22 protein-coding genes are annotated in these 23772 nt (G+C 72.5%); 16 read left to right on the top strand and 6 right to left on the bottom strand.

Going from position 1 to position 23772, the window contains the following annotated elements; genetic code table 11:
- The first annotated feature begins 153 nt into the window (after positions 1-153).
- Positions 154-1356 (top strand): PepSY-associated TM helix domain-containing protein, encoded by a 1203-nt coding sequence (locus tag TSO352_RS27445; RefSeq protein WP_109110241.1) that lies wholly within the window; start codon positions 154-156, stop codon positions 1354-1356.
- A gap of 4 nt (positions 1357-1360) precedes the next feature.
- Here the strand turns inward: TSO352_RS27445 and TSO352_RS27440 are convergent, their stop codons facing one another.
- From TSO352_RS27440 to hisG, 4 genes are read right to left on the bottom strand one after another with little or no spacing between them, the layout of a single operon-like run.
- Positions 1361-1834, bottom strand: coding sequence for a low molecular weight phosphatase family protein (locus TSO352_RS27440; RefSeq protein ID WP_109110240.1), 474 nt, complete (start codon positions 1832-1834; stop codon positions 1361-1363).
- A 16-nt stretch (positions 1835-1850) separates the two neighbouring features.
- Positions 1851-2333 (bottom strand): UPF0262 family protein, encoded by a 483-nt coding sequence (locus tag TSO352_RS27435; RefSeq protein ID WP_109110239.1) that lies wholly within the window; start codon positions 2331-2333, stop codon positions 1851-1853.
- A 21-nt stretch (positions 2334-2354) separates the two neighbouring features.
- Complete coding sequence (gene hisD / locus TSO352_RS27430) at positions 2355-3659, bottom strand: histidinol dehydrogenase (RefSeq protein ID WP_109110238.1); 1305 nt, start codon at positions 3657-3659, stop codon at positions 2355-2357.
- Positions 3643-4326, bottom strand: coding sequence for an ATP phosphoribosyltransferase (gene hisG / locus TSO352_RS27425; RefSeq protein ID WP_109110906.1), 684 nt, complete (start codon positions 4324-4326; stop codon positions 3643-3645). Before hisG ends, hisD begins: the two co-directional genes overlap by 17 nt.
- A 549-nt stretch (positions 4327-4875) precedes the next feature.
- Between hisG and TSO352_RS27420 the strand changes: the two genes are divergently transcribed.
- The 5 genes from TSO352_RS27420 to TSO352_RS27400 all read left to right on the top strand — a co-directional run bounded on the left by TSO352_RS27420 (position 4876) and on the right by TSO352_RS27400 (position 8458).
- Positions 4876-5073, top strand: a complete 198-nt coding sequence (locus TSO352_RS27420) for a hypothetical protein (RefSeq protein ID WP_109110237.1) — start codon at positions 4876-4878, stop codon at positions 5071-5073.
- 62 nt (positions 5074-5135) lie between these two features.
- Positions 5136-5912: a MetQ/NlpA family ABC transporter substrate-binding protein gene (locus TSO352_RS27415; RefSeq protein WP_109110236.1), complete on the top strand. Its 777-nt coding sequence runs from the start codon at positions 5136-5138 to the stop codon at positions 5910-5912.
- A gap of 43 nt (positions 5913-5955) precedes the next feature.
- Positions 5956-7008, top strand: a complete 1053-nt coding sequence (locus TSO352_RS27410; RefSeq protein WP_109110235.1) for a methionine ABC transporter ATP-binding protein — start codon at positions 5956-5958, stop codon at positions 7006-7008.
- Entirely contained in the window at positions 6986-7654 is a 669-nt protein-coding gene (locus TSO352_RS27405; protein ID WP_109110234.1) for a methionine ABC transporter permease, read from the top strand. Before TSO352_RS27410 ends, TSO352_RS27405 begins: the two co-directional genes overlap by 23 nt.
- A 12-nt stretch (positions 7655-7666) precedes the next feature.
- Positions 7667-8458, top strand: a complete 792-nt coding sequence (locus TSO352_RS27400; RefSeq protein WP_109110905.1) for a MetQ/NlpA family ABC transporter substrate-binding protein — start codon at positions 7667-7669, stop codon at positions 8456-8458.
- On the opposite strand, the gene TSO352_RS27395 is transcribed toward TSO352_RS27400, so the two are convergent.
- Positions 8430-12329, bottom strand: a complete 3900-nt coding sequence (locus TSO352_RS27395) for a tetratricopeptide repeat protein (protein WP_109110233.1) — start codon at positions 12327-12329, stop codon at positions 8430-8432. The genes TSO352_RS27400 and TSO352_RS27395 overlap by 29 nt on opposite strands.
- A 191-nt stretch (positions 12330-12520) precedes the next feature.
- On the opposite strand from TSO352_RS27395, the gene TSO352_RS27390 reads away from it, so the two are divergent.
- The 10 genes from TSO352_RS27390 (at position 12521) to TSO352_RS27345 (ending at position 22964) form a co-directional block, all read left to right on the top strand.
- Positions 12521-12949: a response regulator gene (locus tag TSO352_RS27390; RefSeq protein ID WP_109110904.1), complete on the top strand. Its 429-nt coding sequence runs from the start codon at positions 12521-12523 to the stop codon at positions 12947-12949.
- A gap of 10 nt (positions 12950-12959) precedes the next feature.
- Entirely contained in the window at positions 12960-13628 is a 669-nt protein-coding gene (locus TSO352_RS27385) for a chemotaxis protein CheC (protein ID WP_109110232.1), read from the top strand.
- A gap of 68 nt (positions 13629-13696) precedes the next feature.
- Positions 13697-15724, top strand: a complete 2028-nt coding sequence (locus tag TSO352_RS27380) for a methyl-accepting chemotaxis protein (protein ID WP_109110231.1) — start codon at positions 13697-13699, stop codon at positions 15722-15724.
- Positions 15721-17370, top strand: a complete 1650-nt coding sequence (locus TSO352_RS27375) for a chemotaxis protein CheW (protein WP_109110230.1) — start codon at positions 15721-15723, stop codon at positions 17368-17370. The genes TSO352_RS27380 and TSO352_RS27375 overlap by 4 nt, the downstream gene beginning before the upstream one ends.
- Positions 17371-17399: 29 nt before the next feature.
- Positions 17400-18494, top strand: a complete 1095-nt coding sequence (cheB, locus tag TSO352_RS27370) for a chemotaxis-specific protein-glutamate methyltransferase CheB (protein WP_109110903.1) — start codon at positions 17400-17402, stop codon at positions 18492-18494.
- 9 nt (positions 18495-18503) lie between these two features.
- On the top strand, positions 18504-19178 hold the full coding sequence (locus TSO352_RS27365) for a HEAT repeat domain-containing protein (protein WP_109110229.1): 675 nt from the start codon (positions 18504-18506) through the stop codon (positions 19176-19178).
- A 6-nt stretch (positions 19179-19184) separates the two neighbouring features.
- Entirely contained in the window at positions 19185-20099 is a 915-nt protein-coding gene (locus TSO352_RS27360) for a protein-glutamate O-methyltransferase CheR (protein WP_109110228.1), read from the top strand.
- Positions 20096-20518, top strand: coding sequence for a response regulator (locus TSO352_RS27355; protein ID WP_109110227.1), 423 nt, complete (start codon positions 20096-20098; stop codon positions 20516-20518). Before TSO352_RS27360 ends, TSO352_RS27355 begins: the two co-directional genes overlap by 4 nt.
- Positions 20515-22728, top strand: a complete 2214-nt coding sequence (locus tag TSO352_RS27350; protein WP_109110226.1) for a chemotaxis protein CheA — start codon at positions 20515-20517, stop codon at positions 22726-22728. The genes TSO352_RS27355 and TSO352_RS27350 overlap by 4 nt, the downstream gene beginning before the upstream one ends.
- Entirely contained in the window at positions 22728-22964 is a 237-nt protein-coding gene (locus TSO352_RS27345) for a hypothetical protein (protein ID WP_109110225.1), read from the top strand. Before TSO352_RS27350 ends, TSO352_RS27345 begins: the two co-directional genes overlap by 1 nt.
- A 208-nt stretch (positions 22965-23172) precedes the next feature.
- Here TSO352_RS27345 and TSO352_RS27340 read toward each other — a convergent pair whose 3' ends face one another.
- Complete coding sequence (locus TSO352_RS27340; RefSeq protein ID WP_109110224.1) at positions 23173-23652, bottom strand: Lrp/AsnC family transcriptional regulator; 480 nt, start codon at positions 23650-23652, stop codon at positions 23173-23175.
- Positions 23653-23772: the final 120 nt, after the last annotated feature.

Raw genomic sequence — 23772 nt, 5'->3', positions numbered from 1 at the left:
GCCGCGCGAAAAGTTGCAAAATACCGAAAATATTACCGACCATGCCGTGTGTCGGCGGCCGTCGCCGGTTGACGCCCGTCAAGGCTGCGGGGCCCGGCATCCGGGATGGTCCCCTGGCTGCGCCGTCCCCTCTTCCGCCAGGGAGTTTCCCCGATGCACACCGAAAGCGACTGCGGCCTCACTCCGGCGCGGCCGGCCGGCTGGGGAATCGGCGTCTTTTCCAGGCAGCGGGTGCGCCGGATCGTGCTGACCCTGCACCTGACGCTGGGGCTGGCGGTCGGCGCCCTGCTGGCCCTGACCGCGCTGACCGGCAGCCTGCTGGTCTTCTACGTCGACATCGACCGCATGCTGACACCGGAGCTGGTCGTCCCGGGCGGGGCGGGCGGCGCCGTTCCGCTGGACCGGGTGGTGCAGTCCCTGCGCGAGGCCCATCCGCACCGGAGCGGCGGCTGGCGGCTGGAGCTTCCCCAGGGGCCGGACCATCCGATCATGGCCCGCTACATGAAGCCGGAGGAGACGGCCGGGGCATCCTTCGCGCCCCTGATGGTGGCGGTGAACCCCTACAGCGGCGAGGTGCTGTCCTCGCGTTTCTGGGGGCGGACCGCCATGACCTGGGTTTACGACCTGCATTACCTGCTGCTCGCCGGCGACGGCGGCCGGATGGTGCTGTCGGTGGGCGGGATCGCCAGCCTGCTGATCCTCGCCAGCGGGGTTTACCTGTGGTGGCCGGCCGCCGGGAAATGGGGGCGGGCGCTGCGGCCCCGCATCCGGTCGGGCTTCGTCCGGCAGGTGTTCGACATCCACGCGCTGTCGGGCGTCTATGGCGGCCTCGTCCTGCTGCCGCTGATCGTGACCGGGGTGGTGATGGAGCAGCCGGACTGGGTGAAGCCGCTGGTGGAGCGGCTGTCGCCGCTGACGCCGGCCCCCACCGTCGCACCCGCGCCGGCCGGCACGGCGGCCGGCGGTGCGGCGATCGGCGCCGACGCCGCCCTGGCCGCGGCGCTCGCCCGCTTCCCGCAGGCCGCGCCGCGCTGGGTCGAGGTGCCGGGCCAAGGCGGCGGCGCCTATCACATCCGCCTGTTCCAGGCCGGCGAACCGGGCTGGCGCTTTCCCAAGACCAGCGTCTGGGTGAATGGCGGCGACGGCGCGATCCTCGATCTGCGCGATCCCGCCCGCTGGACCGCCGGCGACGCCTTTTTCGGCTGGCAGCATCCGCTGCACAACGGCGAGTGCTTCGGCCTGTGCTGCCGCATCCTGGTGGCGGTCGCCGGCCTGCTGCCCGCCCTGCTGCTGGCCACCGGCGTGGTGCGCTGGCGGCAGAAGGCGCGGACGCGGCGGCCGGACGCCCGCCGCTGAAGGGTCAGACGGTCGGGCCGCGGGTCAGCGGGAAACGCTGCTTCAGCTTGGTCAGCAGCCCGTCGCGCACCTGCCGGTAGGCCTCCAGCATGGCGTCGCGGGTGCCGTCGACCAGCGTCGGGTCGAAGGTGTTCCAGAACTCGACGTCGCAGGCCATGGTGCGCGTCATCTCGATGGCGCGGTGTTGGGCCTCGGGCGACAGCGAGACGATCAGGTCGAAGTTGGTGTCTTCCAGATCCTCGAAGGTGCGGCAGCGGTGCTTGGACAGGTCGATGCCCATCTCCTCCATCACCGCGACGGCGAAGGGGTCGACCTCGTCGCCCTCGCGCACGCCGACCGAATCGACATAGACGCGGGTGCCGTGGAAATGGCGCATCATCGCCGCCGCCATCGGCGAACGGATCATGTTGTAGGTGCAGGCGAACAGCACGCTGGTGACCGGCAAGGGGGTGAGGACCGGATGAGCCGCCATGGCCATGCGCCGCCCGTCCCCGTCAGCCGCGGATGTGCAGAACGCAGATCAGCGTGAACAGCCGGCGCGCGGTCTGCAGGTCCATCTCCACCTTGCCGGACAGCCGTTCGCGCAGCATCTCGGACCCCTCGTTGTGCAGGCCGCGGCGGCCCATGTCGATGGCTTCGATCTGCGAGGGCGTCGACCGCTTGATCGCGGCGTAATAGCTCTCGCAGATCAGGAAATAGTCCTTCACGATCGACCGGAACCCGGTGATCGGCAGGGTCAGCTTCTCCAGCTCGCTGCTGTCCTCGCGCCGGACGTCGAAGACCAGCCGGTTGTCCTCGATCGACAGGTGCAGGTGGAACGGCCCGTCCTCGGCGTGGTCGCAGGGGCAGAACTCGTTGTCTTCCAGCAGGTCGAAGATGGCGACGGCGCGTTCGTGCTCCACCTCCGGCTTGCGCCGGACGACGGTGCGCTCGTCGAGCGTCACATGGGTGATGCGCCGCTTGCCTGTGGTCGCCACGTTTCCGTCTCCGTCCGTCGCTCAGCCGTTGCCGCCGGGCAGCCGCTGGGCCACCGAGCGCGCGTGCGCGTCCAGCCCCTCGGCCTTGGCCAGCGTCACCGCCGCCGGGCCGATCGCCCGCAGGCTGTCGGCGTCGCAGGCGACGAAGGTCGTCCGCTTCATGAAGTCCAGCACGTTGAGGCCGGACGAGAAGCGGGCGCTGCGCGCCGTCGGCAGGACGTGGTTGGGCCCGGCGACGTAGTCGCCGATGGCCTCCGGCGTGTAGCGGCCGAGGAAGATGGCGCCGGCGTTGCGCACGCGGCCAGCCAGCGCGTCGGGGTCGTCCACCGCCAGTTCCAGATGCTCCGGCGCCAGCCGGTCGACCAGCGCCGGGGCGTCGGCGGTCAGGTCGCCGACCAGGACGATGGCGCCATGCTCGCGCCAGCTCTCGCCGGCGATGGCGGCGCGCGGCAGCGTCTCCAGATGGGTGTCCACGGCGGCGGCGACCGCGTCGGCAAACGCGGCATCGTCGGTGATCAGGATCGACTGGGCCGAGCTGTCGTGTTCCGCCTGCGACAGCAGGTCCATGGCGATCCAGGCCGGGTTGTTGCGGCCGTCGGCCACCACCAGGATCTCCGACGGGCCGGCGATGCTGTCGATGCCGACCAGCCCGTAGACCTGGCGCTTGGCGGCAGCGACGAAGGCGTTGCCGGGGCCGACGATCTTGTCGACCGGCCGGATGGTCGCCGTGCCGTGCGCCAGCGCCGCGACCGCCTGGGCGCCGCCGATGCGGTAGATCTCGGTGATGCCGCAGCGCTTGGCGGCGGCCAGCACCAGCGGATTGATCGCCCCGTCCGGCGTCGGCACCACCATGACGACGCGCTCCACCCCGGCGACCTTGGCGGGCAGGGCGTTCATCAGCACCGACGACGGGTAGGAGGCGGTGCCCCCCGGCACATAGAGCCCCACGGCGCCGACCGGCGTCCAGCGGGCGCCCAGCCGCACGCCGGCGGCGTCGCGGTAGTCGGTGACCTCCGGGATCTGGCGGCGGTGGAAGTCCTCGATCCGCGCGGCGGCGAGGTCGAGCGCCGCCAGCGTCTCGGCCGAGCATTTGGATGTCGCGGCGTCGATCTCGTCCTGGCCGATGCGCAGGGTGTCCGGCGTCAGCGCCAGCCGGTCCCAGCGGGCGGTGTAGTCGACCAGCGCGGCGTCGCCGCGGGTGCGCACCGCGTCGATGACGCCGGCGACCAGGGTCTGGACATCCTCGCTCGCCTCGCGCTTGGCGTGCAGCAGCGCCTCGAACCCGGCCTGGAAACCCGTGTCGCGAATATCAAGCCTGACGGGCATCCACCGCCTCCCGGAACTTGTCGATCCATTGCGAAATCTCGGCCGTCCGCGTCTTGAAGGCGGCGCGGTTGACGATCAGGCGCGAGGTGACGTCGGCGATGTGCTCCACCTCCACCAGGCCGTTGGCCTTCAGCGTCGAGCCGGTGGACACCAGGTCGACGATGCGGCGGCACAGGCCCAGCGTCGGCGCCAGCTCCATCGCGCCGTTCAGCTTGACGCATTCGGCCTGGACGCCGCGGGCGGCGAAGTGACGCTTGGTCACCTCCGGGTATTTGGTGGCGACGCGGACGTGGCTCCAGCGCGACGGATCGTCGCCCTCCATCATCTCCACCGGCTCGGCGACCGACAGGCGGCAGGCGCCGATGCCGAGGTCGAGCGGCGCGTAGATCTCCGGATAGTCGAACTCCATCAGCACGTCGTTGCCCGCCACGCCCAGATGGGCGGCGCCGAAGGCGACGAAGGTCGCCACGTCGAAGGAGCGGACGCGGATGATGCTGAGGTTCGGCACGTTGGTGGCGAAGCGCAGAAGCCGGCTCTTGTCGTCGTCGAAGGCCGGCTCCGGATGGATGCCGGCGTGGGTCAGCAACGGGCGCAGCTCTTTCAGGATGCGGCCCTTGGGCAGGGCCAGCACAAGCTGGTCGTCGACAGGAACCTCGGCGGCCGGCAAGCCCAGGGCGCTGGTATCGGCGGACAAAACACTCTCCTCGCATCGATCGCCGGGGCCATTGCGGGCAGCCCGGGTGAACCGTCGACGCGATAGATAGCACATTCCGCGCGCCCGTCACCTGTCGGCGTGGGCGCACCGGAAAATAGCGTATTATTCTTGTCCAATAACCTATTTCACAAATTCCATGAAAATTCCCTTTGACGAAACCCCATAAAGAAAGTAGATAAATTCCATGGACGCCCCGCCGGGGCATCCCGCGGCCATTTGAACCCAGCAGCTTGCACCGCGTCACCAAACGCTAAAGCGCCACGATGCCGGTCGTGGACCTCTTCAAGAAGGAGAGACCGGAATGACCCTGCGAACCCCCGCTTCCCCGTACGCCGTTCGGATCGCTCCCCGGGCCTGCATGATGCGCCTGGGCCTGTGTTGCCGCTGACCTGCGGCCTGAAGACACAGCGCCCGTTCCGCCCATCCGCCCGATCCGATTGTTGCCGCGCCGCCCGCCCCGCAGAGCCGAGGGCCGGCCGCGCCCGTGGGGAGCCTTTCGCCATGTCCCAGACCAACGCCTACACCATCGAAGTCCAGGGCCGGTCCGCCGGCATCGTCGTCGCCGAGCGCGGCGGCTTCACCTTCTTCACCGCCGATTGGGCGTTCCGCGACCTCGACCGCCGGGTGTTCCGCAACGTCGGCCAGGCCCAGCGCGCCGCGCGCCAGCAGTACGACCGCCTGTCGCAGCGCCGGCGCTGAGCGGTCCGCCGCCGCGACGAAAAGCCGACACCACAAAAACACGAAAGAAAAGGGACGTTCCCATGAAGCGCATCCTGACCTCGGCGGTGCTGGCCGCCGGGCTGCTGATCTCCGCCACCGCCGTTGCCGCCCCGCTGAAGCTCGGCGTGTCGGCCGGGCCCTATGGCGAGATCCTGGACTTTACCGCCAAGCTGGCGGCCAAGGAGGGCATCGAGGCGCAGGTGATCGAGTTCACCGACTGGAACATGCCGAACGCGGCGCTCCAGGCCGGCGACATCGACGCCAACAACTTCCAGCACCAGCCCTTCCTGGACAATCAGGTGAAGCAGCGCGGCTACGACATCGTCTCCGTCGCCAAGAGCGTCGTGGTGCCGATGGGCGTCTACAGCAGCAAGGTGAAGGCGCTGGCCGACCTGAAGCCGGGCGCCAGCGTCTCCATCCCCAACGACCCGACCAACGGCGCCCGTGCCCTGTTCCTGCTGGCCAAGGCCGGGGTGATCGGGCTGAAGGACGGCGCCGGTCTGAACACCACCATCGCCGACGTCGTGAACCCGAAGGGCATCAAGCTGGTCGAACTGGACGCGGCCCAGCTTCCGCGCTCCCTCGACGACGTGGATGCTTCGGTCATCACCCTCAACTACGCCGTGCTGGCCGGGCTGGAGCCGAAAAAGGCGCTGCTGCTGGAAGACGACCAGTCCAAATGGAACCTGATCTGGGCGGTCCGCAAGGATCGCATGGAAGACCCGACCATCAAGCGCTTCATTGCGCTGTATCGTTCGCCCGAAGTGCGGCAGTTTATCGAAACGCGCTTCAACGGTTCCATCATTCCGACGTGGTGAAGGGATTGGGGGACGCTGGACGTCCCCCTTTGTCGAACAAAAGATGATAACGCTAACAAACATTCACAAGACCTACCCCGCCCGTGGCGGCGGGGCGCAGGTCCGGGCCCTGGCGGACATCGACCTTTCCATCGGCCGCGGCGAGATCTTCGGGATCATCGGCCGGTCGGGCGCCGGGAAATCCACCCTGCTGCGCACGATCAACCTGCTGGAGACGCCCAGCAGCGGCAGCGTCCAGGTCGACGGCGTCGAGATGACCGCCCTGTCGGCGGCGGAACTGCGCCGTGCCCGCCATTCGATCGGCATGATCTTCCAGCACTTCAACCTGCTGTCCTCGCGCACCGTCTTCGACAATGTGGCGCTGCCGCTGGAACTGGCCGGCACGCCCAAGGCGGAGATCCGGACGATCGTGGAGCCGCTGCTCGACCTCGTCGGGCTGGCCGACAAGCGCGACCGCTACCCGGCGGAGCTGTCGGGCGGGCAGAAGCAGCGCGTCGGCATCGCCCGCGCGCTCGCCAGCAAGCCGAAGGTGCTGCTGTCGGACGAGGCGACCTCGGCGCTCGATCCGGAGACGACGACCCAGATCCTGCATCTGCTGGCCGACATCAACCGCCGGCTCGGCCTGACCATCGTGCTGATCACCCACGAGATCGCCGTCATCAAGGAGATCTGCCACAAGGTCGCGGTGATGGAAGACGGTTTGGTGATCGAGCAGGGGCCGGTGTTCGACATCTTCGCCCACCCGAAGCACCCCACCACCCGCAGCTTCGTCGATCCCGTCATCAACCGCGGGATTCCCGACAGCCTGCGCGACCGGCTGTCGCCACAGCCCGGTCCCGGCAGCAACCCGGTGCTGCGCATCACCTTCACCGGCGAGAAGGCGACGACCCCGGTCATCAGCGCCATCAGCCGCCGGCTGGGGCTGGACCTGAACATCTGGCACGGCCAGATCGACGAGATCCAGGGCGCGCCCTTCGGCACGCTGGTGGTGGAGGCGCTGGGCGACGACGCGACCGTCGGTGCCGCCGTCGATCTGGTGAAAGAGAACAATCTGGGCGTCGAGGTGTTGGGCCATGCTCTCCCCGCAAATCATTGACCTGCTGATCAAGGGGCTGGTCGACACGCTGCACATGGTCGTGGTGTCGGGCGCCATCGGCACGCTGATCGGCCTGCCGGTCGGCGTGGCGCTGGCGGTCACCGGCCGGGGCGAGCTGTTGCCGAACTTCGCCTTCAACAAGGTGATGGGGGCGGTGGTCAACATGACCCGCTCCACCCCCTTCATCATCCTGGTGGTGGCGATCATCCCCTTCACCCGGCTGATCGCCGGCACCTCCATCGGCACCACCGCCGCCATCGTGCCGCTGACCGTCGCCGCCGCCCCCTTCATCGCGCGGGTGGTGGAGAACGCGGTGCGCGAGGTCGACCGCGGGCTGGTGGAGGCGGCGCAGGCGATGGGCGCCACGCCGTTCCAGATCATCCGCAAGGTCCTGCTGCCCGAAGCCCTGCCGGGCATCGTCGCCGGCCTGACCCTGTCGGCGGTCAGCCTGATCGGCTTTTCCGCCATGGTCGGCGCGGTCGGCGGCGGCGGCCTGGGCGACCTCGGCATCCGCTACGGCTACCAGCGCTTCCTGCCCGACGTGATGCTGGCGGTGGTCGTCGTGCTGATCGTGCTGGTGCAGATCGTTCAATCGACGGGCGACTGGATCGCCCGCCGTGTCAACAAACGCAATTTGAAATCCTGAGGAGTGTTCGAGATGCTGCGCTTCCGTTCGCTGGCTTCCCTGCTGGCCGGCGCCGCCACCCTGGCAATCGCCTTCGGTGCTTCTGCCGAGACCATCAAGGTCGGCGTCACCGCCGGCCCGCACGCCCAGATCCTGGAAGCGGTGAAGCCGATCGCCGCCAAGGACGGGCTGGACATCCAGATCCTGGAGTTCACCGACTACGTCATCCCGAACCAGGCGCTGGCCGGCGGTGACCTGGACGCCAACAGCTTCCAGCACCAGCCCTACCTGGACAATCAGGTGAAGGACCGCGGCTTCGACCTGGTCAGCGTCGGCAAGACTGTGGTCTACCCGATCGGCATCTATTCCAAGAAGGTCAAGAGCCTGGAGGAGCTGCCGTCCGGGTCCAAGTTCGCCATCCCCAACGACCCGACCAACGGCGGCCGCGTCCTGCTGCTGCTCCAGGCCAAGGGGCTGATCAAGCTGAAGGACGGCGGCACCCTCAAGGCGTCGCCGATCGACATCGTCGAGAATCCGAAGAAGCTGGAGATCGTCGAACTGGACGCCGCCCAGTTGCCGCGCTCGCTGGACGACGTGACCGCCGCCGCCATCAACACCAACTTCGCGCTGGAGGCCGGCATCGACCCGGTCAAGGACGCCATCGCGCGGGAGGCGGCGGACAGCCCCTACGCCAACGTCATCGCGGTGCGCAAGGCCGACAAGGACAAGCCCTGGGTCGCCAAGCTGGTGAAGGCCTACAACAGCCCCGAGGTGAAGGAGTTCATCCTCACCAAGTTCAAGAACGCGGTCGTTCCGGCGTTCTGAGGCCCATGAGAGCACGCCCGGCGGCGTCCAGCGCGTCGCCGAGCGTGCCGCCGGGCGGCGGTGCGAACAGCCGCATCGCCGGATACCAGGGCCGGCAGCCGGTGCCGAGCGCCGTCCAGTCGCCGTCCGGCCCGATCCGCCACACCGGCACGCCGAGCGCCCCCGCCATCTCGGCGACCGAGGTGCCGGCGGAGATCACCAGATCGAGCGCCGCCGTCAGCGCCGCCGCCCCGTCGAGGTCGTTCATCAGGTCGAGCGGCGGGCGGTGGATGGTGACGCCGAAGCGGGCCTCCGCCTCGGCCAGCTCCGCCTCGCACTCGTCGTACTGCAGGTTGACGAGCCGCAGGCCTGGCAGGGCGAGGATCGGCGCCCAGTCGGCCAGCGGGGCGTAGCTGGCGTCGCGCGTCGCGTTGCGGAAGCGGCTGCGCCAGCAGAGGCCGACGGCGAGGGCGGGCTCTTGCGGCGGGTGCCCGTGCAGTGGGTGCCCCCTCCCCATCCCTCCCCCGCCTTCGGCGGGGGAGGGGGCAGGATGCTTGTCGGCGTGACTTGATCGCGCAGCGGCGGAGTTCCCTCTCCCGCGAAGCGGGGGAGGGCTAGGGAGGGGGCCTTGGTTGAGGGGGCATTGCTTTCCTGACCCACCCAATCCCCCCAACCACCCCCGCCACCGCTCCACCGCCGCCGCATCCGCCCGCAGCCACCCCGCCCGTGCCGGGAAATCCGCCAGCCCGGCGCGCAGCCGCAGCGGCAGCGACCCGGCGGCGACGTGGCAGTCGGCGTCCGTCGGATCGTCGGTCGCCGCCCGCACCAGCGCCTGCGGGAAGGAGCGGGCGAACAGCGCCACCAACCGCGGCTCGCACTCCACGATCACCCGGCCGGCCCGCGCGATCAGCGCGGCGTAGCAGGAGCTGTGCATCAGCTCGTCGCCCACCCCCTGCTCGCGCCAGACCAGCACGGTCCGTCCGTTCAGCTCGCCGCCGTCCCAGGCCGGAATGCGGAAGCGGCGGTCGGGCAGCGCCTGCCCGGCGGCGAAGCGCGCCTCCAGCCCGGCCCAGCCCGCCGCCAGATCGCCGCGGGCCAGCGCCGCGTAGCCGCGGTTGAAGGCGGCGAGCGTCAGGCCCGGATCGGCCTCCACCGCTTGGCGGTAGGCGGTGTCGGCCTCCAGCGGCCGGCCGGCGGCGTGCAGGGCGTTGCCCAGATTGTAGCGCCAGTCGGCCCGCCGCGGCTCGGCCGCCAGCGCCCGGCCCCAGCCCTTCAGCGCCGCGTCGAGCCGCCCCTGGCGCTGCCGCAGGTCGGCCAGCCCGGCCCAGCCGCCCCCCGCGCCAGGCTCCAGCAGGATCACCCGCCACCACGCCAGCCCGGCGGCGTTGCCGTCCCCGGTGCGCTCCAGCGCCAGGGCAAGGTTGCCGAGCGTCCCGGCGTCGCCCGGTCGGGAGCGCAACGCGACGCGCAGGCTGTCCACCGCCTCGGCCGGGCGGTCGAGCGTCAGGCAGGCCAGCCCGCGGTTGCTCGCCGCCGCCGGGTCGCCGGGACGGAGGGTCAGCGCCCGCCGCGCCGCACTTTCCGCCGTGGCGGCCCGATCGCTGGCGTGATCGTGCAGCGCGTCGGCGGACAAGGCGGTCCACGCCTCCGTCAACGCCGGGTCCAGCGCCACCGCCCGGCGGAAGGCCGGCCCGCCATCCTGCCCCGCCGCCTGCCGCGCCAGCCCGGCGTTGGCCCACAGGCCGGCATGGTCCGGCGCGTGGCGCAGCGCCTTGGCCGTCACCGCCGCCGCGTCCGCCGCCGCGCCGCGGGTGAGCAGCAGGGCGCCGAGATTGCCCAGCGCCTCCACGTCGCTGCCGTCGAGCGCGGCGGCGGCCTGCCAGTCGGCCTCCGCCTCCGCCAGGGCGCCCATCCGCTGGTGGGCCTCGGCCCGCCGTTTGTGCCGGCCGGCGGTCGGCTCGACCGCCAGGGCGCGGGTCAGCAGGGTGACGGCGATGTCCGGCCGCCCGGCGTCCTGGCCGAGCCGGCCATAGCCCTCCAGCGCCGCCGGCACCTCGCCGCCCTGGTCGAGGATGCGTTGGTAGGCTTTTTCCGCCTCCGGCCAGCGCCCGCTGTCGTGCAGCGCCTGCGCCTCGACCAGCCAAGCGGTGATCGGTGGGGCCGGGGCTAGGGCAGGGGGAACCGCCATCCGGCGGATCTCGGCGGCGATGCGGTCCAGCAGGTTGGGCAGGGTTTCGCCGGGACCGGCGCTCCACAGCCGCATCGACGGAAACCACGGCCGCACCCCGGTGCCGAGCGCGGTCCAGTCGCCCGGCCCGCCGAAGCGCCAGACCGGCACCCCCAGCGCCCCGGCCATCTCGCCGACCGAACTCGCCACCGTCACCACGAGGTCGAGCTGGCTGATCAGCGCCGCCACGCCCTCCAAATCGTTCTTCAGGTCGCTGTCGGCCCAGCGATGGATGGTGACGCCGAACCGCGCCTCGGCCGCCGCGATCTCGGCCTCGCGCCCGTCATACTGCAGGGTGACCGGGGTCAGGCCGGGCAGGGTCAGCAGCGGCGCCCAGTCGGCCAGCGTGGTGTAGGCGTTCTTGCGCTCGCCCAGCGTGTTCTGGCTGCCCCAGCACAGGCCGACGCGCAGACCCGGCCCGAGCGCCGCCAGCCGGTCCCGCCACGCCGCCGCCCGCGCCGGATCGGGCGCCAGCCACGCCGTGCGCACCGGAAAATCGGCAAGGCCACGCCGCAGCAGCCGGGGCAGCGACCCCATCGGCAGATGGGCGTCGGCGTCCATGGACGAGGCGGTTTCCGCCCGGACGGTGACGCCGGGCAGGGCGCGGCCGACCAGCCCGACCAGCCGCGCGTCGACCTCGACCACCAGCGATCCGGGGTCCATCCTGTCCGCCAGAATCCTGTTGGCCAGATCGGGCAGGGCGGTGCCGAACATCAGCTCGTCGCCCAGCCCCTGCTCGCGCCAGACCAGGACCCGCGCGCCCGGCCGCCCATCCCAGACCGGCAGGGCGAGGTTCCGTCCGGCCGAGACACGGCGGGAGGCGAAGCGCGCCTCATACTGCTCCAGCCCCTCCGCCAGCTGACCCTGGCCGAGCAGCCGCAGCGCGAGGTTCCAGCGCGCCAGCGCGAAGCCGGGCGCGCGCTCCAGCGCCGCGCGATAGAGCCGTTCGGCCTCGTCGCCCTGCCCCTGCGCCTCGCGCAGCAGGGCGAGGTTCACCAGCGTCTCGGCGTCGTCGGGGGCGAGGCGCAGGGCCTCCCGGTGGGCGGCCTCCGCCTCGGCCGCGCGGCCGGTCTCCTTCAGCACGACGCCGAGGTTGGTAAGCGCGACGGCGTGGCCGGGGTCGAGCCGCAGGGCATGGCGCAGCGCCGCCTCCGCTTCCGCATAATCGTCCTGGGCGCGCAGCAGGGTGCCGAGATTGGCCCAGGCCTCCGCATAGTCGCCGCGCAGCGCCAGCGCCCGGCGGTAGTGGGTCGCGGCCTCCGCCAGCCGGTCCATCTCCTGAAGCGCGCTGCCCAGGCTGTTGTGCGCCTCCGGGTAGGGCTCGCGCAGGGCGAGCGCTTGGCGGTAGGCGGCCTCCGCCTCCTCCAGCCGGCCCAGCGCGTGCAGCGCCAGCCCCAGATTGGCGTGATGCTCCGCCACCCCGCCGCGCCTGCCCGTGCTGCCGAGCTCGATGGCGCGGCCGATCAGCCGCACCGCCTCCTCGTCATGGCCCTGCTGGTGGTGCAGCACGCCCAGCAGGTGCAGCGCCTCCCGGTGACCGTCGTCGGCGGCCAGCACGGCGCGGTAGCCCTGCTCCGCCCCGGCCAGATCGCCGGCGCGGTGGCGGGCCAGCGCCTCGCCCAGACGGGCGGCGATGCGGGCGGCGGTGGCGGCGGGCGGCGGCATGGGCGGGCGGGTGTCCGGGTTGGGGCGGGCGGCGGTCCCCGCCCACCCTCGATAGCATGACCGGACCGCCGCTTGGCGGTCAAATCCCGGCCGCCGGACCGGTTCATGAGCGCAAGCGCATTCGATACGGTTGACGATGGAGCCGGTGAAAAGCTGGCGTGCCGCAAACCATGCTGTATACTTGCGTGAAAATGCGACGTCTGACGTCCTGCTTTACCCAGAAGGCCTATATCTTGAGTAAGACGGCAATCATTGTAGACGATAGTAAGCTCTCACGTATGCATGTGCGGGCGATGATCTTGCGCAACAAGCCCGACTGGTCGGTTCTGGAGGCGGCGAACGGCGCCGAACTCTTTCAGAAGCTGAATGAAGCCCCGGTCGATGTCGCGATCATCGATTACAATATGCCCGGCGACAACGGTGTGGACACCGCGGCGAAGCTGCGCCAGACCCACCCGGAGGTCCACATCGCCGTCATCACCGCCAACGCGCAGGACGCGGTGGTGTCGGGCATCCGCGCGCTCGGCGCCGCCTTCATGCCGAAGCCGCTGGAGGAGGAGCAGGTCAGCCGCTTCCTGAACTCCACCGCCCTGCCGCGCCGCCGCGCAGCCCAGGAGTGACCGTGCCCCCATGCTGAGCGAGCTGGAGCGCGACGCCCTCGCCGAACTCGGCAACATCGGCATCGGCAAGGCGTCGACCGCGCTCGGCCGCATGCTGGGCGGGCTGGTGACGCTGTCGGTGCCGTCGGTGGAGATGGTGCCGCCGGCCGACGTGGCGGCGCTGCTGGACCGGGCGCTGCTGGGCTCGGCCGCGTCGACCCGGACGCCGCCGGCCACGCTGGTCGGCATCTCGGAACGGCTGGGCGGCGGCCTGTTCGCCGGCTGCGCGCTGCTGGTGGTGCCGCAGGACGGCAGCCTGGCGCTGGTGCGGGCGGCGCTGCCCGCCGACGTTCCGGCCGAGGATGTCCCGGCGCTGGAGGACGAGGTGCTGGCGGAGCTGGGCAACGTCGTGCTGAACAGCGCGCTCGCCCAGGTCGCCAACCTGCTGGGCGGCGTCATCGACACCGGCCTGCCGGCGCTGCATCGCGGGACCGCCGCGGCGATCCTGCGGTCGGCCGGCGACGCACCCGCCGCGATGGGGGATGCCGCCGGGGCCGCCGCGGTGCTGTTCCATGTCGACCTGCGGGTCGAGGCGGACGGCGGGACGGTGCGGGGGCGCGTGGTCCTGCTGCTCGACGCCGAATCGGCCGGGGCGCTGCAGGCGGCGCTGGGCCGCTACATTGGGCGGGTGGTGGCGTAAGAGGCCGGGATGCGGTCGAAGACCGGCCGATGAGGCCGGGCCGGGGACGGACGGACACGGGAACGGACATGGCACTGATCAAGAAGACGAAGATCGACACGGCAAGCAGCGCGCGGGCCAAGGCCGGCGGCACCGCCGAAGCCGGTCCGGAGGACACCGGCGCCGGAACCGCCGGAGCCACCGACGGCGGGATGGACGGCGGGATGGACGGCGCGGCCCGCCCGTCCGCCGGCCGGGCGAACACCCCGCAGCGCCGCAAGGCGCGCGCCGACCAGCGCCGCCGGCAGGCCGCGACCGGCATCGCCGCCGCCTCGACCGAGCTGGCGAGCGGCGTCGCCGAGGCCGCCGCCGCCGCGGAGCAACTGCGCCGGGCGATGGAGCAGATCGCCGCCGGGGCGGAGGAATCGGCCAGCGCCACCCAGCAGTCGCAGCGCATGATCGGCCGGGCGTCGGAGCTGCTGACCCGGACGCGCGCCACCGCCGAACAGGCGGTGCTGCGGGTGGAAACGCTGCAGGCCACGCTGAAGGACGTCAGCGGCCAGATCATGGCCTCGGTCGACGGCATCGTCCGCGCCGCCGAACGGCAGGAGGCGTCGGTCCGGCTGGTGCGTGACCTGGAGGCCCAGGCGGCGCAGATCGGCACCATCGTGCAGAGCGTCGCCGCCATCGCCGACCAGACCAACCTGCTGGCGCTGAACGCCGCCATCGAGGCGGCGCGCGCCGGGGACGCCGGCAAGGGCTTCGCCGTCGTCGCCGACGAGGTGCAGGCGCTCGCCGAACGGTCGGAGCGCAGCGCCAACGACATCCAGGCGATGGTCGGCGAGATCCAGGAGGCGGTCGCCGCCATCGCCGCCGGCATCGTCGCCTCGTCCGACGCGGCGAAGGCCGAGGTTGCGCGCGGCCGCAGCATCGTCGAGCAGTTGGAAAGCGTCGGCGCCGACATGACCGCCATCGTCCAGGGCGCGCAGGAGACGATCCGCGCCGCGGTGGAGGCCGATCAGGCGGCGCGCGAGGCGCTGCGCGGGGCGGAGACCATCGCCTCGAGCGCCGAGGAGCAGTCGGCCGCCGCCGAAGAGGCGCTGAAGACGGTGGGCGAGCAGACGGTGGCCCTGAACCAGAGCCAGCGCGCCGCCGGCCAGCTGTCGGAGCTGGCGGACGAGCTGTCCGACGGCCGCGATGGCGGTGGCGGCGCCGACATCGCCGCCACCGCCGACGAGCTGGCGTCGGCGGCGGAGGAGCTGTCGGCCGCCATCGAGGAGATCAACCGCGCCGCCGCCCAGATCATGACGGCGATCGGCCAGATCTCCGGCGGGGCCCAGGCGCAGAGCGCCGCCACCCACCAGCTCGCCTCCGCCATCGCCGAGATCGACGCCGCCGCCACGCTGGCCGCCGGCCGCGCCCGCGATTCGGTCGAGCGCACCACCGGGATGGAAAAGCTGCTGGGCGGGACGCGCGACACCATCGGCCGCCTCGCCGACGGGATGATGGAGGCGATCGAGTCCTCCCGCCGCGCCGGCGAACGGCTGGACGCGCTGGAGCGGATCGGCCGGCGCATCGACAAGGTGGTCGACGCCATCGCCACCGTCGCCATCCAGACCGGCATGCTGGCGGTCAGCGGTTCCATCGAGGCGGCGCGGGCCGGCGAGTATGGCCGCGGCTTCACCGTGGTCAGCGGCGACATCCGCAAGCTGGCCGGCGACAGCGCCGAGAGCGCCGAGCGGGTGAAGGACATCGTCCGCGACATCCAGGACCAGATGCTGCGCGTGCGCCGCGACATCGACGACGTCGCCACCGTCGCCGTGACGGAGACGGCGCGCCACCGCGCCTTCGGCGTCACCCTGACCGCCGGGGCGCAGGAACTGCGGGTGGTGACCGCCGGCAGCCGCGAGATCCTGGAGGCCGCCGACGAGACCATCGGCGCCCTGCGCGAAACCCGCGTCGGCGTCGAGCAGGTGGCCACCGCCGCCGCCGCCGCCAACCTCGCCGGCACCGAAGCGGCCAAGGCCGCCCGCGAACAGGCCAAGGGAGCGGAAGAGCTGGCCTCCGCCATCGAGGAGATCGCGGCGATGGCCGACAGCCTGCTGGGCGTGGCGTGACCGCTTCCCCCGCCCCCAGCCCAGCCCTCGAAGGTGCAGCCGAAGGCCCGACGGTCGCGGACGACCGCCTCGCCTTCCTGGTGGTGGCGGTCGGCGGCCTGCGCCTTGCCCTGCCGCTGGCGGCGGTGCGCGCGGTGATCCGCCTGCCGGACCTCGTCCGCATCCCGCTGGGGCCGTCCAGCCTGGACGGTCTGGCCCAATGGCACGGCGAGGCGGTGCCGGTGCTCGACCTCGCCCGCGCGCTGGGGCAACCCGGCGGCGCTGCGGCCGCCACGCGCGAGGCCCGCGTCGTGCTGGTCGGGCATCGCGGCCAGCCGATCGGGCTGCGGGTCGACGCCATGGCCGGGCTGCTGCGCGTTGCCGCCGACCGCATCGACCCGGTGGCCAAGGGAGAGAGCGGGGGAGGGGATTCGGGAGAAGGTGGCGGCCTCGACACCGCGCTGCTGGACGGCGTGCTGCGCGACGGCCCCGCCACCATCCTGAAGCTGGACGCGCTGATCGACCGCCAGTTCGGCGCGCTGGAGGCCGAGCGCACCGCCGGCCCGGCGCGCGGCTTCGGCGGCCCGTCCGCCGCCGGTCTGTCCGCCGGCCTGTCCGCCGGGCAGGAGGCCGGACGCGAAACCGTCGCCTTGCTGGTGTTCGCCGTGGCGGGCCAGGAATTCGCCCTGCCGGTGGAGCGGGTGCGCGAGGTGCTGCCGGCGCCGGACGCCGTCGCCCGCATGGCCAAGGCCAAGGCGCATCTGCTGGGGGTGATGTCGGTGCGCGACCGGCTGCTGCCCCTGGTCGGGCTGCGCGCCCTGTTCGGGCTGGACCGTGGGGGCGACCCCGCCGGCATTGACCGCCGCGTCGTGGTGGTGCGGGCCGGGCGGGACCGGGCGCCGGTCGGGGTGATGGTGGACGAGGTGCGGGAGATCCTGCGGCTCGACCCTGCCCGGATCGACCCGGTGCCGCCGCTGCTCGCCCGCGAGCCGGAGTTCGAGGATCTCGACGGCATCGCCCGCGCCGATTCTCCCGGAATGGGGGACGGCCACCGGCTGTTGTCGGTTCTGTCGGCCGAGCGGCTGTTCCGCCACGGTGCCGGCCTTGGACATTCCGGCCCGGGTGACGCCGGTGCGGCGGAGGAAGGGGAAGCGATGGAGCCGTCACGATCCGGCGATGGGGTTTCCGCCGCCGAACGCTTCGTCGTCTTCCGGCTGGCCGGCGCGGAATACGGCCTGCCGGTCGCCGCGGTGCGCGAGGTGCTGCGCCGGCCGGACACGCCGACGCCGCTGCCCAACGCCCCCGACTTCGTCACCGGCGTGCTGACCCTGCGCGGCGAGGTGCTGCCGCTGATCGACCAGCGCCGCCTGCTCCACCTGCCCGCCGCCGCCGGCGAGGCCGACCGCGGCCGGGTGGTGGTGGTCGGACGGGACGACGCCACGCGGGTCGGGCTGCTGGTGGACGGCCTGTCGGGCCTGCTGGCCATCCCGCCGGAGCGGATCGGCCCGGCGCCCTCGGTGTCGGAGGCGCAGCGCCGCCTGATCCGCCGGGTCGCCACCCTGGACCAGGGCGACCGGGGCGGCGCCTCGCGCCTGATCCTGCTGATGGACGCCGACAGCCTGCTCGACATGGACCGTCTGACCGGCCTGCTCGCCGCCGCCGGTTGAGACGCGAACCGATGGGCGAAGGGCGGGGCATGGTGAAGGTTCTGGTGGTCGACGACTCCGCGCTGATGCGCCGCCGCATCGCGGAGCTGCTGACCGGCGCCGGTTTCCAGGTGGAAACCGCGGCGACCGGGGAGGAGGCGCTGGCCCGCCTGCCGGTCTGGGACCCCGACGTGGTGACGCTGGACGTCACCATGCCGGGCATGGACGGGCTGGCCTGCCTCGCCCGCATCATGGTCGAGCATCCCAAGCCGGTGGTCATGGTGTCCGCCCTGACCGCCGCCGGGGCGGACGAGACGCTGGAGGCGTTGCGGCTGGGCGCGGTGGAGGCGGTGCAGAAGCCGGCCGGCACCATCGGCCGCATCGGCGATGCGCTGGTCGAGACGGTGCGCGCCGCCGCCTCGTCCCGGCCGCGCCGGGTGCATGGCCTGCGCGAACGGCTGCGGCTGGCCCGCGCCCGCATCGCCGGCGAGGATTTCGTGGCGCCGGAACCGGTGCCACTCCCCATCCCACCGGCCGAGCGTGCCGGGAGCGGGGAGGGCGTCGTGCTGGTCGGCGTGTCGACCGGCGGGCCGAGCACGCTGGAGGACATCCTGCCGGCCCTGCCCGCCGGCTTTCCCTGGCCGGTGGTGGTGGCGCAGCACATGCCCGTCGCCTTCACCATGACGCTGGCGCGCCGGCTGGACGAGATGTGCGCCCTGCGGGTGGTGGAGGCGACGCGGGCGGCGGTGCTGGAGCCGGGGATGGTCTGCATCGCCCGCGGCGGCGCCGACGTCGAGCTGGCGCGGCGCGGCGGGCGGCTGCAGGCGGTCAGCGTCCCGCCCTCGGCCGACCGGCCCTGGCACCCGAACACCGACCGGCTGGTCGCCAGCGCCCTGCGCCTGCTGCCGGCGGACCGGCTGGTCGGCGTGCTGCTGACCGGCATGGGCAACGACGGCGCCGAATCGATGGCGGAGCTGCGCCGCCGCGGCGGCCGCACCATCGCGGAGTCGGAGGACAGCGCCGTCGTCTTCGGCATGCCGCAGGAGCTGATCCGCCGCGGCGGCGCCAGCGTGGTGCTGCCGTCGGACCGCATCGCCGGGCAACTGACCCGTTGGCTGGCGCCGATCATGAAACGGGCGGAGTAGGGGAACGCGATGGGACTGGTGAAGAAGAAGACCGGCGCACCCCCGGTGGGCGACGCGCCGGCCGGTGCCCCCGACCCACGGACCGCTGACCCACGGACCGCTGACCCACGGACTGCCGACCCGCTCGCCGCGCTGAACGACGCCGACCCGGCGGCGCGGCGGCTGGCCGCCCACGCGCTGGGGCATGGACCCGACCGGCGGCCGGAGGCGGTCGCGACCCTCGCCGGCCGGCTGGAGGGCGAGGCGGACGCCGGCGTGCGCGAGGCGATCCTGACCGCGCTCGCCCGCATCGCCACGCCGGCGGCGGCGGCGGCGCTGGTCCCCTTCCTCGACCGCGAGGACGCCGCCCTGCGCAACGCCGCGCTGGAAAGCCTGCAGCAGATGCCGGCGGAGGTGGCCGCCCCGGCGCTGCTGCCGCTGCTCGACCACGCCGACCCCGACCTGCGGATCTTCGCGGTGCAGGGGCTGGGCGGGCTGGCCCATCCCGGCCGGGCGGACTGGCTGACGGCGGTGCTGGAGCGCGACGCCGACGTCAATGTCGGCCTTGCCGCGGTCGAGGCGCTGGCCGAGGCCGGCAGCCCGGAGGCGCTGTCCAGCCTGGAGCGGCTGTCCCGCCGCTTCCCCGACGATCCCTTCGTCGCCTTCGCCGTCGACGCGGCGCGATCCAGCTTCCGGGGCGGGTGAGCACGCGTGTCCGAGTCCTCCGACGCCGCCAATCCCCTCTCCGACTCCGCCGGCTTGTCGCCGGAGGACTACGCCACGCTGTGCGCCTTCCTGCGCGACCGCACCGGCCTGTCCTTCACCGAGGCCAAGCGCTATTTCGTCGACCGCCGGGTCGCCGCCCGCATGCAGGCGGTCGGCACGCCGGACCTGCGCGGCTACATGAACCTGCTGCGCTTCCAGGCGTCGGGCGAGGAGCTGCAGCGGCTCGTCAACCTGATGACGGTCAACGAGACCTATTTCTTCCGCGAGAAGTACCAGCTCGACTGCCTCGTCACCTCGGTGCTGGACGAGCTGGTGCGCAACCGGCCGCCGGGGTCGCGGCTGCGCATCTGGTCGGCCGGCTGCGCCACCGGGGAAGAACCCTATTCCATCGCGATCATGCTGCTGGAACACTGGAAGCGGGTGGACGAGTACGAGATCGAGCTGCTGGCGTCGGACATCGACAGCGCCGTGCTGGACCGGGCGCGCGAGGGCGTCTATGACGAACGCGCCCTCCAGGGGCTGCCGGCTCATCTCCGCGCCAAGTATTTCCAGCCCGTGCGCCCGCCGCAGCCGGGCGGGGCGGCGGTCGGGGCCCCGCGCTGGCGGATCATCGAGGAGCTGCGGGAGTCCGTCGATTTCTCGCTGGTCAACATCGCCGATCCGCAGCAGGTCCGCGGTTTTCGCGGGATCGACGTGATCTTTTGCCGCAACCTGCTGATCTATTTCGACGATCTCGGCCGGCGGGAGGCGGCGGCGATGTTCTACGATGCACTGGCGCCCAACGGCTTCATCTGTCTCGGCCATTCGGAAAGCATGAGCCGCATGTCGTCCCTGTTCGTCCCGCGCCGCTTCCCCGACGCCATCCTCTACCAGAAACCGGCGGACGGAGGCACGCCATGAGCCAGACCGCAAGCGGCCCCCGCGTGCTGGTGGTCGACGACGCCGTGACCGTCCGCGCCTTCAGCCGCCGCGTGCTGGAGGCCGACGGCTTCGTCGTCGACGAGGCGGTGAACGGGATCGAGGGGCTGGAACGGGCGATGGCCGTGCCGCCCGATCTGGTGATCGTCGACGTCAACATGCGCAAGATGGACGGCTACACCATGCTGCGCGTCCTGCGCCGCGACCCGGCGCTGCGCGACGTGCCCGCCATCATGATCAGCACCGAATCGAAGGACAGCGACCGCGAGCAGGCGCTGCTGGCCGGCGCCAACTGGTACATCGTCAAGCCGCCGCGGCCGGAGACGCTGGTCCGCGCGGCGCGGCTGCTGACCGGGCGACCTGTGTCCACGGCCGTCTCCCCGGTGGAGGGCGCAGCGTGAGCGAGCTGTTCGACCAGTTCATCGTCGAGGCGCAGGACCTGCTGGAGGCGGCCGGCGCCGCCCTGCTGGCGCTGGAACGCGATCCCGCCGACCGCGAGGCGGTGAACGAGCTGTTCCGTGCCTTCCACACGCTGAAGGGCTCCAGCGCCCTGTTCGCCATGGCGCCCTTCACCCGGCTGGTCCATGCCGGCGAGGACACGCTGTCGCTGCTGCGCGACGGCGGCCGGACGATGACGCCGGAGCTGGCCGACCGGCTGTTCCGCGCGCTCGACCAGTGCGCCCGCTGGGTGGCGGCGCTGGAGAGCGCCGGCGCGCTGCCCGACGACGCGGCGGCCGCCGCTGACCCGTTGGTCCGCGCGCTGGAGAGTGGCGAAACCGGTGCGGCGTCCGTCGCCGACCCACCCGGCGTTGCCTGGGTGGACGCGCTGGACGACGCCCAGCGCCGGGTGGCCGGGCTGGCGGGCGGCGGGACGCTGACCGCGATCGACTACACCCCCGATCCGGAATGCTTCTTCACCGGCGACGATCCGCTGGCGCTGTGCCGCCGCATCCCCGACCTGCGCCTGCTGCTGGTCGAGCCGGTGGCGCCGCTGCCGCCGCCGGCCGGGCTGGACCCCTACCGCTGCCTGCTGCGCTTCCGCGCCTTGAGCGGCGCTCCGGTGGCGGCGGTGGCGCCGGCCTTCCGCAGCGTGCCCGACCAGGTGCGGATCGCCGCGGTGACGGTCGCGCCCGCGCATGGCGGCCCCGTTCCGGCGGATCCGCTGGCCACCGACATGCTGGAGGAGCAGGCGCGCATCCTCGACCTTCCCGGCAGCGCCGCCGAGCGGGACGCCCGCCGCGCCGCGGTGGCGCGGGCGGTCACCGCCATCCTGGCCGCGCTCGGCACCCCGGTGGAGCGGCCGGCGGTCGATGCCGCCTGCGCCGACGCGGAGGCCCTGCGCCGCCTCGTCGTCGCGGCCCGGTCGCCCGCCGCGCCGACGCCGCCAATGGCTCTGGAGCCGGCCGCCCCCGCCCCCCGGCGCGCCCTGCGGGTGGAGCCGGAGCGGGTGGACGCGCTGATGGCGCTGGTCGGCGAACTGGCGGTGGTGAAGGGACAGCTTGGACCGCTGGTCCGCCGCGCCGACGCCGGGTCGGGCCAACGGGAGCCGGGGGCCGGGGATGTGGGCCGCGACCTGAAGGCGTTCGCCGCCCGGCTCGACACGCTGGTCGGCGATTTGCGGCACGCCGCCCTGCGCCTGCGGCTGCTGCCGCTGTCCCGCGTCTTCGACCCGCTGCCCCGGCTGGTCCGCGACACCGCCCGCCGGCTGGGCAAGACGGTCGATCTGCGGCTGGAGGGCGCGGAGACGGAGGCCGACAAGGACATCCTCGACGTGCTGGGGGAGCCGCTGCTGCATCTGGTCCGCAACAGCCTGGACCACGGCATCGAGCCGCCGGACCGCCGCGCCGCCGCCGGCAAGCCGACGGCCGGGATGCTGCGGGTCCGCGGTTTCCAGGACAAGGGCGGCGTGGTGGTCGAGGTGTCCGACGACGGCGCCGGCATCGACCCGGCGGCGATGCGCCGCGCTGCCGTCGCCAAGGGCCTGCTCGACGCCGCCGCCGCGGCGGCGCTGGCGGACGAGGACGCGGTGCGGCTGGTCTTCGCTCCTGGCTTCAGCACCGCCTCCGGCGTCTCCGACCTGTCCGGCCGCGGCGTCGGCATGGACGCAGTGCGCGCCGCGGTGGAGCGGGCCGGCGGCCGGGTGGAGATCGCCTCGACCGTCGGCGAGGGCACGCGGGTGCGGCTGGCGCTGCCGCTGACGCTCAGCATCACCCGCGTCGTGGTGGTCGAGGCGGCCGGCGCCCTCTACGGCGTCCCCGTCTCCCTGGTCGGCGGCATCCAGCGCGTGCCGCGCGCCGCCATCCGCGCGGTCAAGCGGGCGGAAAGCGTGGTGCTGCGCGACCGTGTCCTGCCGCTGGTCCGCCTGCGCCGCCTGCTCGGCCAGCCGGACGCCGGCCCTGGGGACGGCCCGCAGCCGGCGGACGACTGCGTGCTGCTGGCCGAACTGGGCGACGGCCCGGTCGCCGTCGTGGTGGACGATGTCGGCGAGCGCGCCGACGTGGTGCTGCGCCCGATGACCGGGGTGCTGCGCGGCCTGCGCGGCTACGCCGGCACCGCGGTGCTGGGCGACGGCCGGCTGATTCTCGTGCTCGATTTGCGGGAGCTTCTGTGATGCCGATCCGCTACGACGCCGACACCGCCCGCTTCGACGCCGCCTGCACGGTGGACGAGGCGCTGCCGCTCGCCGAATGGCTGGAGGCGGCGCCGGCCCGCCGCGTCGACCTGTCCGCCTGCACGGACCTGCACACCGCCTTGCTGCAACTGCTGTTGGCCGCCCGCCCTCTGGTGGTGACGGCGGAGCCGGAGGACGCGTTCCTGAAACGCTGGGTGGCGCCGCTGCTGGCTTGAACTCCGCCATGGCTGCTCATCGGAGGCAAAGGACTTTCCGTCATCCCCGCGCAGGCGGGGATCCAGACTTCCCGTTGGGTTCTCTCCCGGGAAAGCCTGGATTCCCGCCTTCGCGGGAATGACGAAAACGCTCTTGAGGGAGTTTGGTGAGGGAGTTTGGCCCCCACATCGACGGCCCCCCTCCGGACCGGGAGAGCCGGCTCCCCCCTCACGCCGGCCCCAGCCCCAGGGGCAACGCCGTCTCGAACTTGATCTCCTTCAGGGCGAAGTTGGAGCGGATGCGGACCTGGAAGGGCAGGTGGAAGACGAACTCCTCCAGGAAGCGGTTGTAGTCGGCGATGGCCCGCACCGCGACGCGCAGCAGATAGTCGGCGTCGCCCGACACGGCGTAGCATTCCAGCACCTCCGGCCGTTTGCGCACCGCGTCGATGAACACCGCGGCGGTCTCGGCCGAATGCTGGTCGAGCGTCACATGGGCGAAGACGCATTCGCCGACCGACGCCGCCTTGGGGTCGACCAGGGCGGTGTAGCGGCGGATGACGCCGGTCTCCTCCAGCGAGCGCAGGCGGCGCCAGCAGGAGGACGGCGAGGTGCCGACGCGGTCGGACAACTCCTGCACCGTCAGGCGCGCATCCTCCTGCAACGCCACCAGGATTTTGACGTCGATTTCCGATAGCGGCGTGGTCATCGGCAAAAAACTCCGTACAAGGGGCGGTGTACGGGAAATCCTACCAAAATCAGCCATCCGGAGCCCGCGCTTTGAAAGCTATTTCCACGAACAATCCGTCATACTGACCGCATCACATCC

Source organism: Azospirillum sp. TSO35-2 (assembly GCF_003116095.1).
GTDB lineage: Bacteria > Pseudomonadota > Alphaproteobacteria > Azospirillales > Azospirillaceae > Azospirillum.
This window is presented reverse-complemented; position numbering and strand designations above follow the sequence as displayed.

Excerpts from the sequence above, each read along its gene's own strand:
- TSO352_RS27400 (WP_109110905.1), top strand. The coding sequence starts at position 7,667 with ATGCTGCGCTTCCGTTCGCTGGCTTCCCTGCTGGCCGGCGCCGCCACC.
- TSO352_RS27340 (WP_109110224.1), bottom strand. The coding sequence starts at position 23,652 with ATGACCACGCCGCTATCGGAAATCGACGTCAAAATCCTGGTGGCGTTG.
- TSO352_RS27440 (WP_109110240.1), bottom strand. The coding sequence starts at position 1,834 with ATGGCCATGGCGGCTCATCCGGTCCTCACCCCCTTGCCGGTCACCAGC.
- TSO352_RS27410 (WP_109110235.1), top strand. The coding sequence starts at position 5,956 with ATGATAACGCTAACAAACATTCACAAGACCTACCCCGCCCGTGGCGGC.
- TSO352_RS27390 (WP_109110904.1), top strand. The coding sequence starts at position 12,521 with ATGCGACGTCTGACGTCCTGCTTTACCCAGAAGGCCTATATCTTGAGT.
- TSO352_RS27380 (WP_109110231.1), top strand. The coding sequence starts at position 13,697 with ATGGCACTGATCAAGAAGACGAAGATCGACACGGCAAGCAGCGCGCGG.
- TSO352_RS27405 (WP_109110234.1), top strand. The coding sequence starts at position 6,986 with ATGCTCTCCCCGCAAATCATTGACCTGCTGATCAAGGGGCTGGTCGAC.
- TSO352_RS27420 (WP_109110237.1), top strand. The coding sequence starts at position 4,876 with ATGTCCCAGACCAACGCCTACACCATCGAAGTCCAGGGCCGGTCCGCC.
- hisD (WP_109110238.1), bottom strand. The coding sequence starts at position 3,659 with ATGCCCGTCAGGCTTGATATTCGCGACACGGGTTTCCAGGCCGGGTTC.
- TSO352_RS27415 (WP_109110236.1), top strand. The coding sequence starts at position 5,136 with ATGAAGCGCATCCTGACCTCGGCGGTGCTGGCCGCCGGGCTGCTGATC.
- TSO352_RS27445 (WP_109110241.1), top strand. The coding sequence starts at position 154 with ATGCACACCGAAAGCGACTGCGGCCTCACTCCGGCGCGGCCGGCCGGC.
- cheB (WP_109110903.1), top strand. The coding sequence starts at position 17,400 with ATGGTGAAGGTTCTGGTGGTCGACGACTCCGCGCTGATGCGCCGCCGC.
- TSO352_RS27345 (WP_109110225.1), top strand. The coding sequence starts at position 22,728 with ATGCCGATCCGCTACGACGCCGACACCGCCCGCTTCGACGCCGCCTGC.
- TSO352_RS27365 (WP_109110229.1), top strand. The coding sequence starts at position 18,504 with ATGGGACTGGTGAAGAAGAAGACCGGCGCACCCCCGGTGGGCGACGCG.
- TSO352_RS27395 (WP_109110233.1), bottom strand. The coding sequence starts at position 12,329 with ATGCCGCCGCCCGCCGCCACCGCCGCCCGCATCGCCGCCCGTCTGGGC.
- TSO352_RS27385 (WP_109110232.1), top strand. The coding sequence starts at position 12,960 with ATGCTGAGCGAGCTGGAGCGCGACGCCCTCGCCGAACTCGGCAACATC.
- TSO352_RS27355 (WP_109110227.1), top strand. The coding sequence starts at position 20,096 with ATGAGCCAGACCGCAAGCGGCCCCCGCGTGCTGGTGGTCGACGACGCC.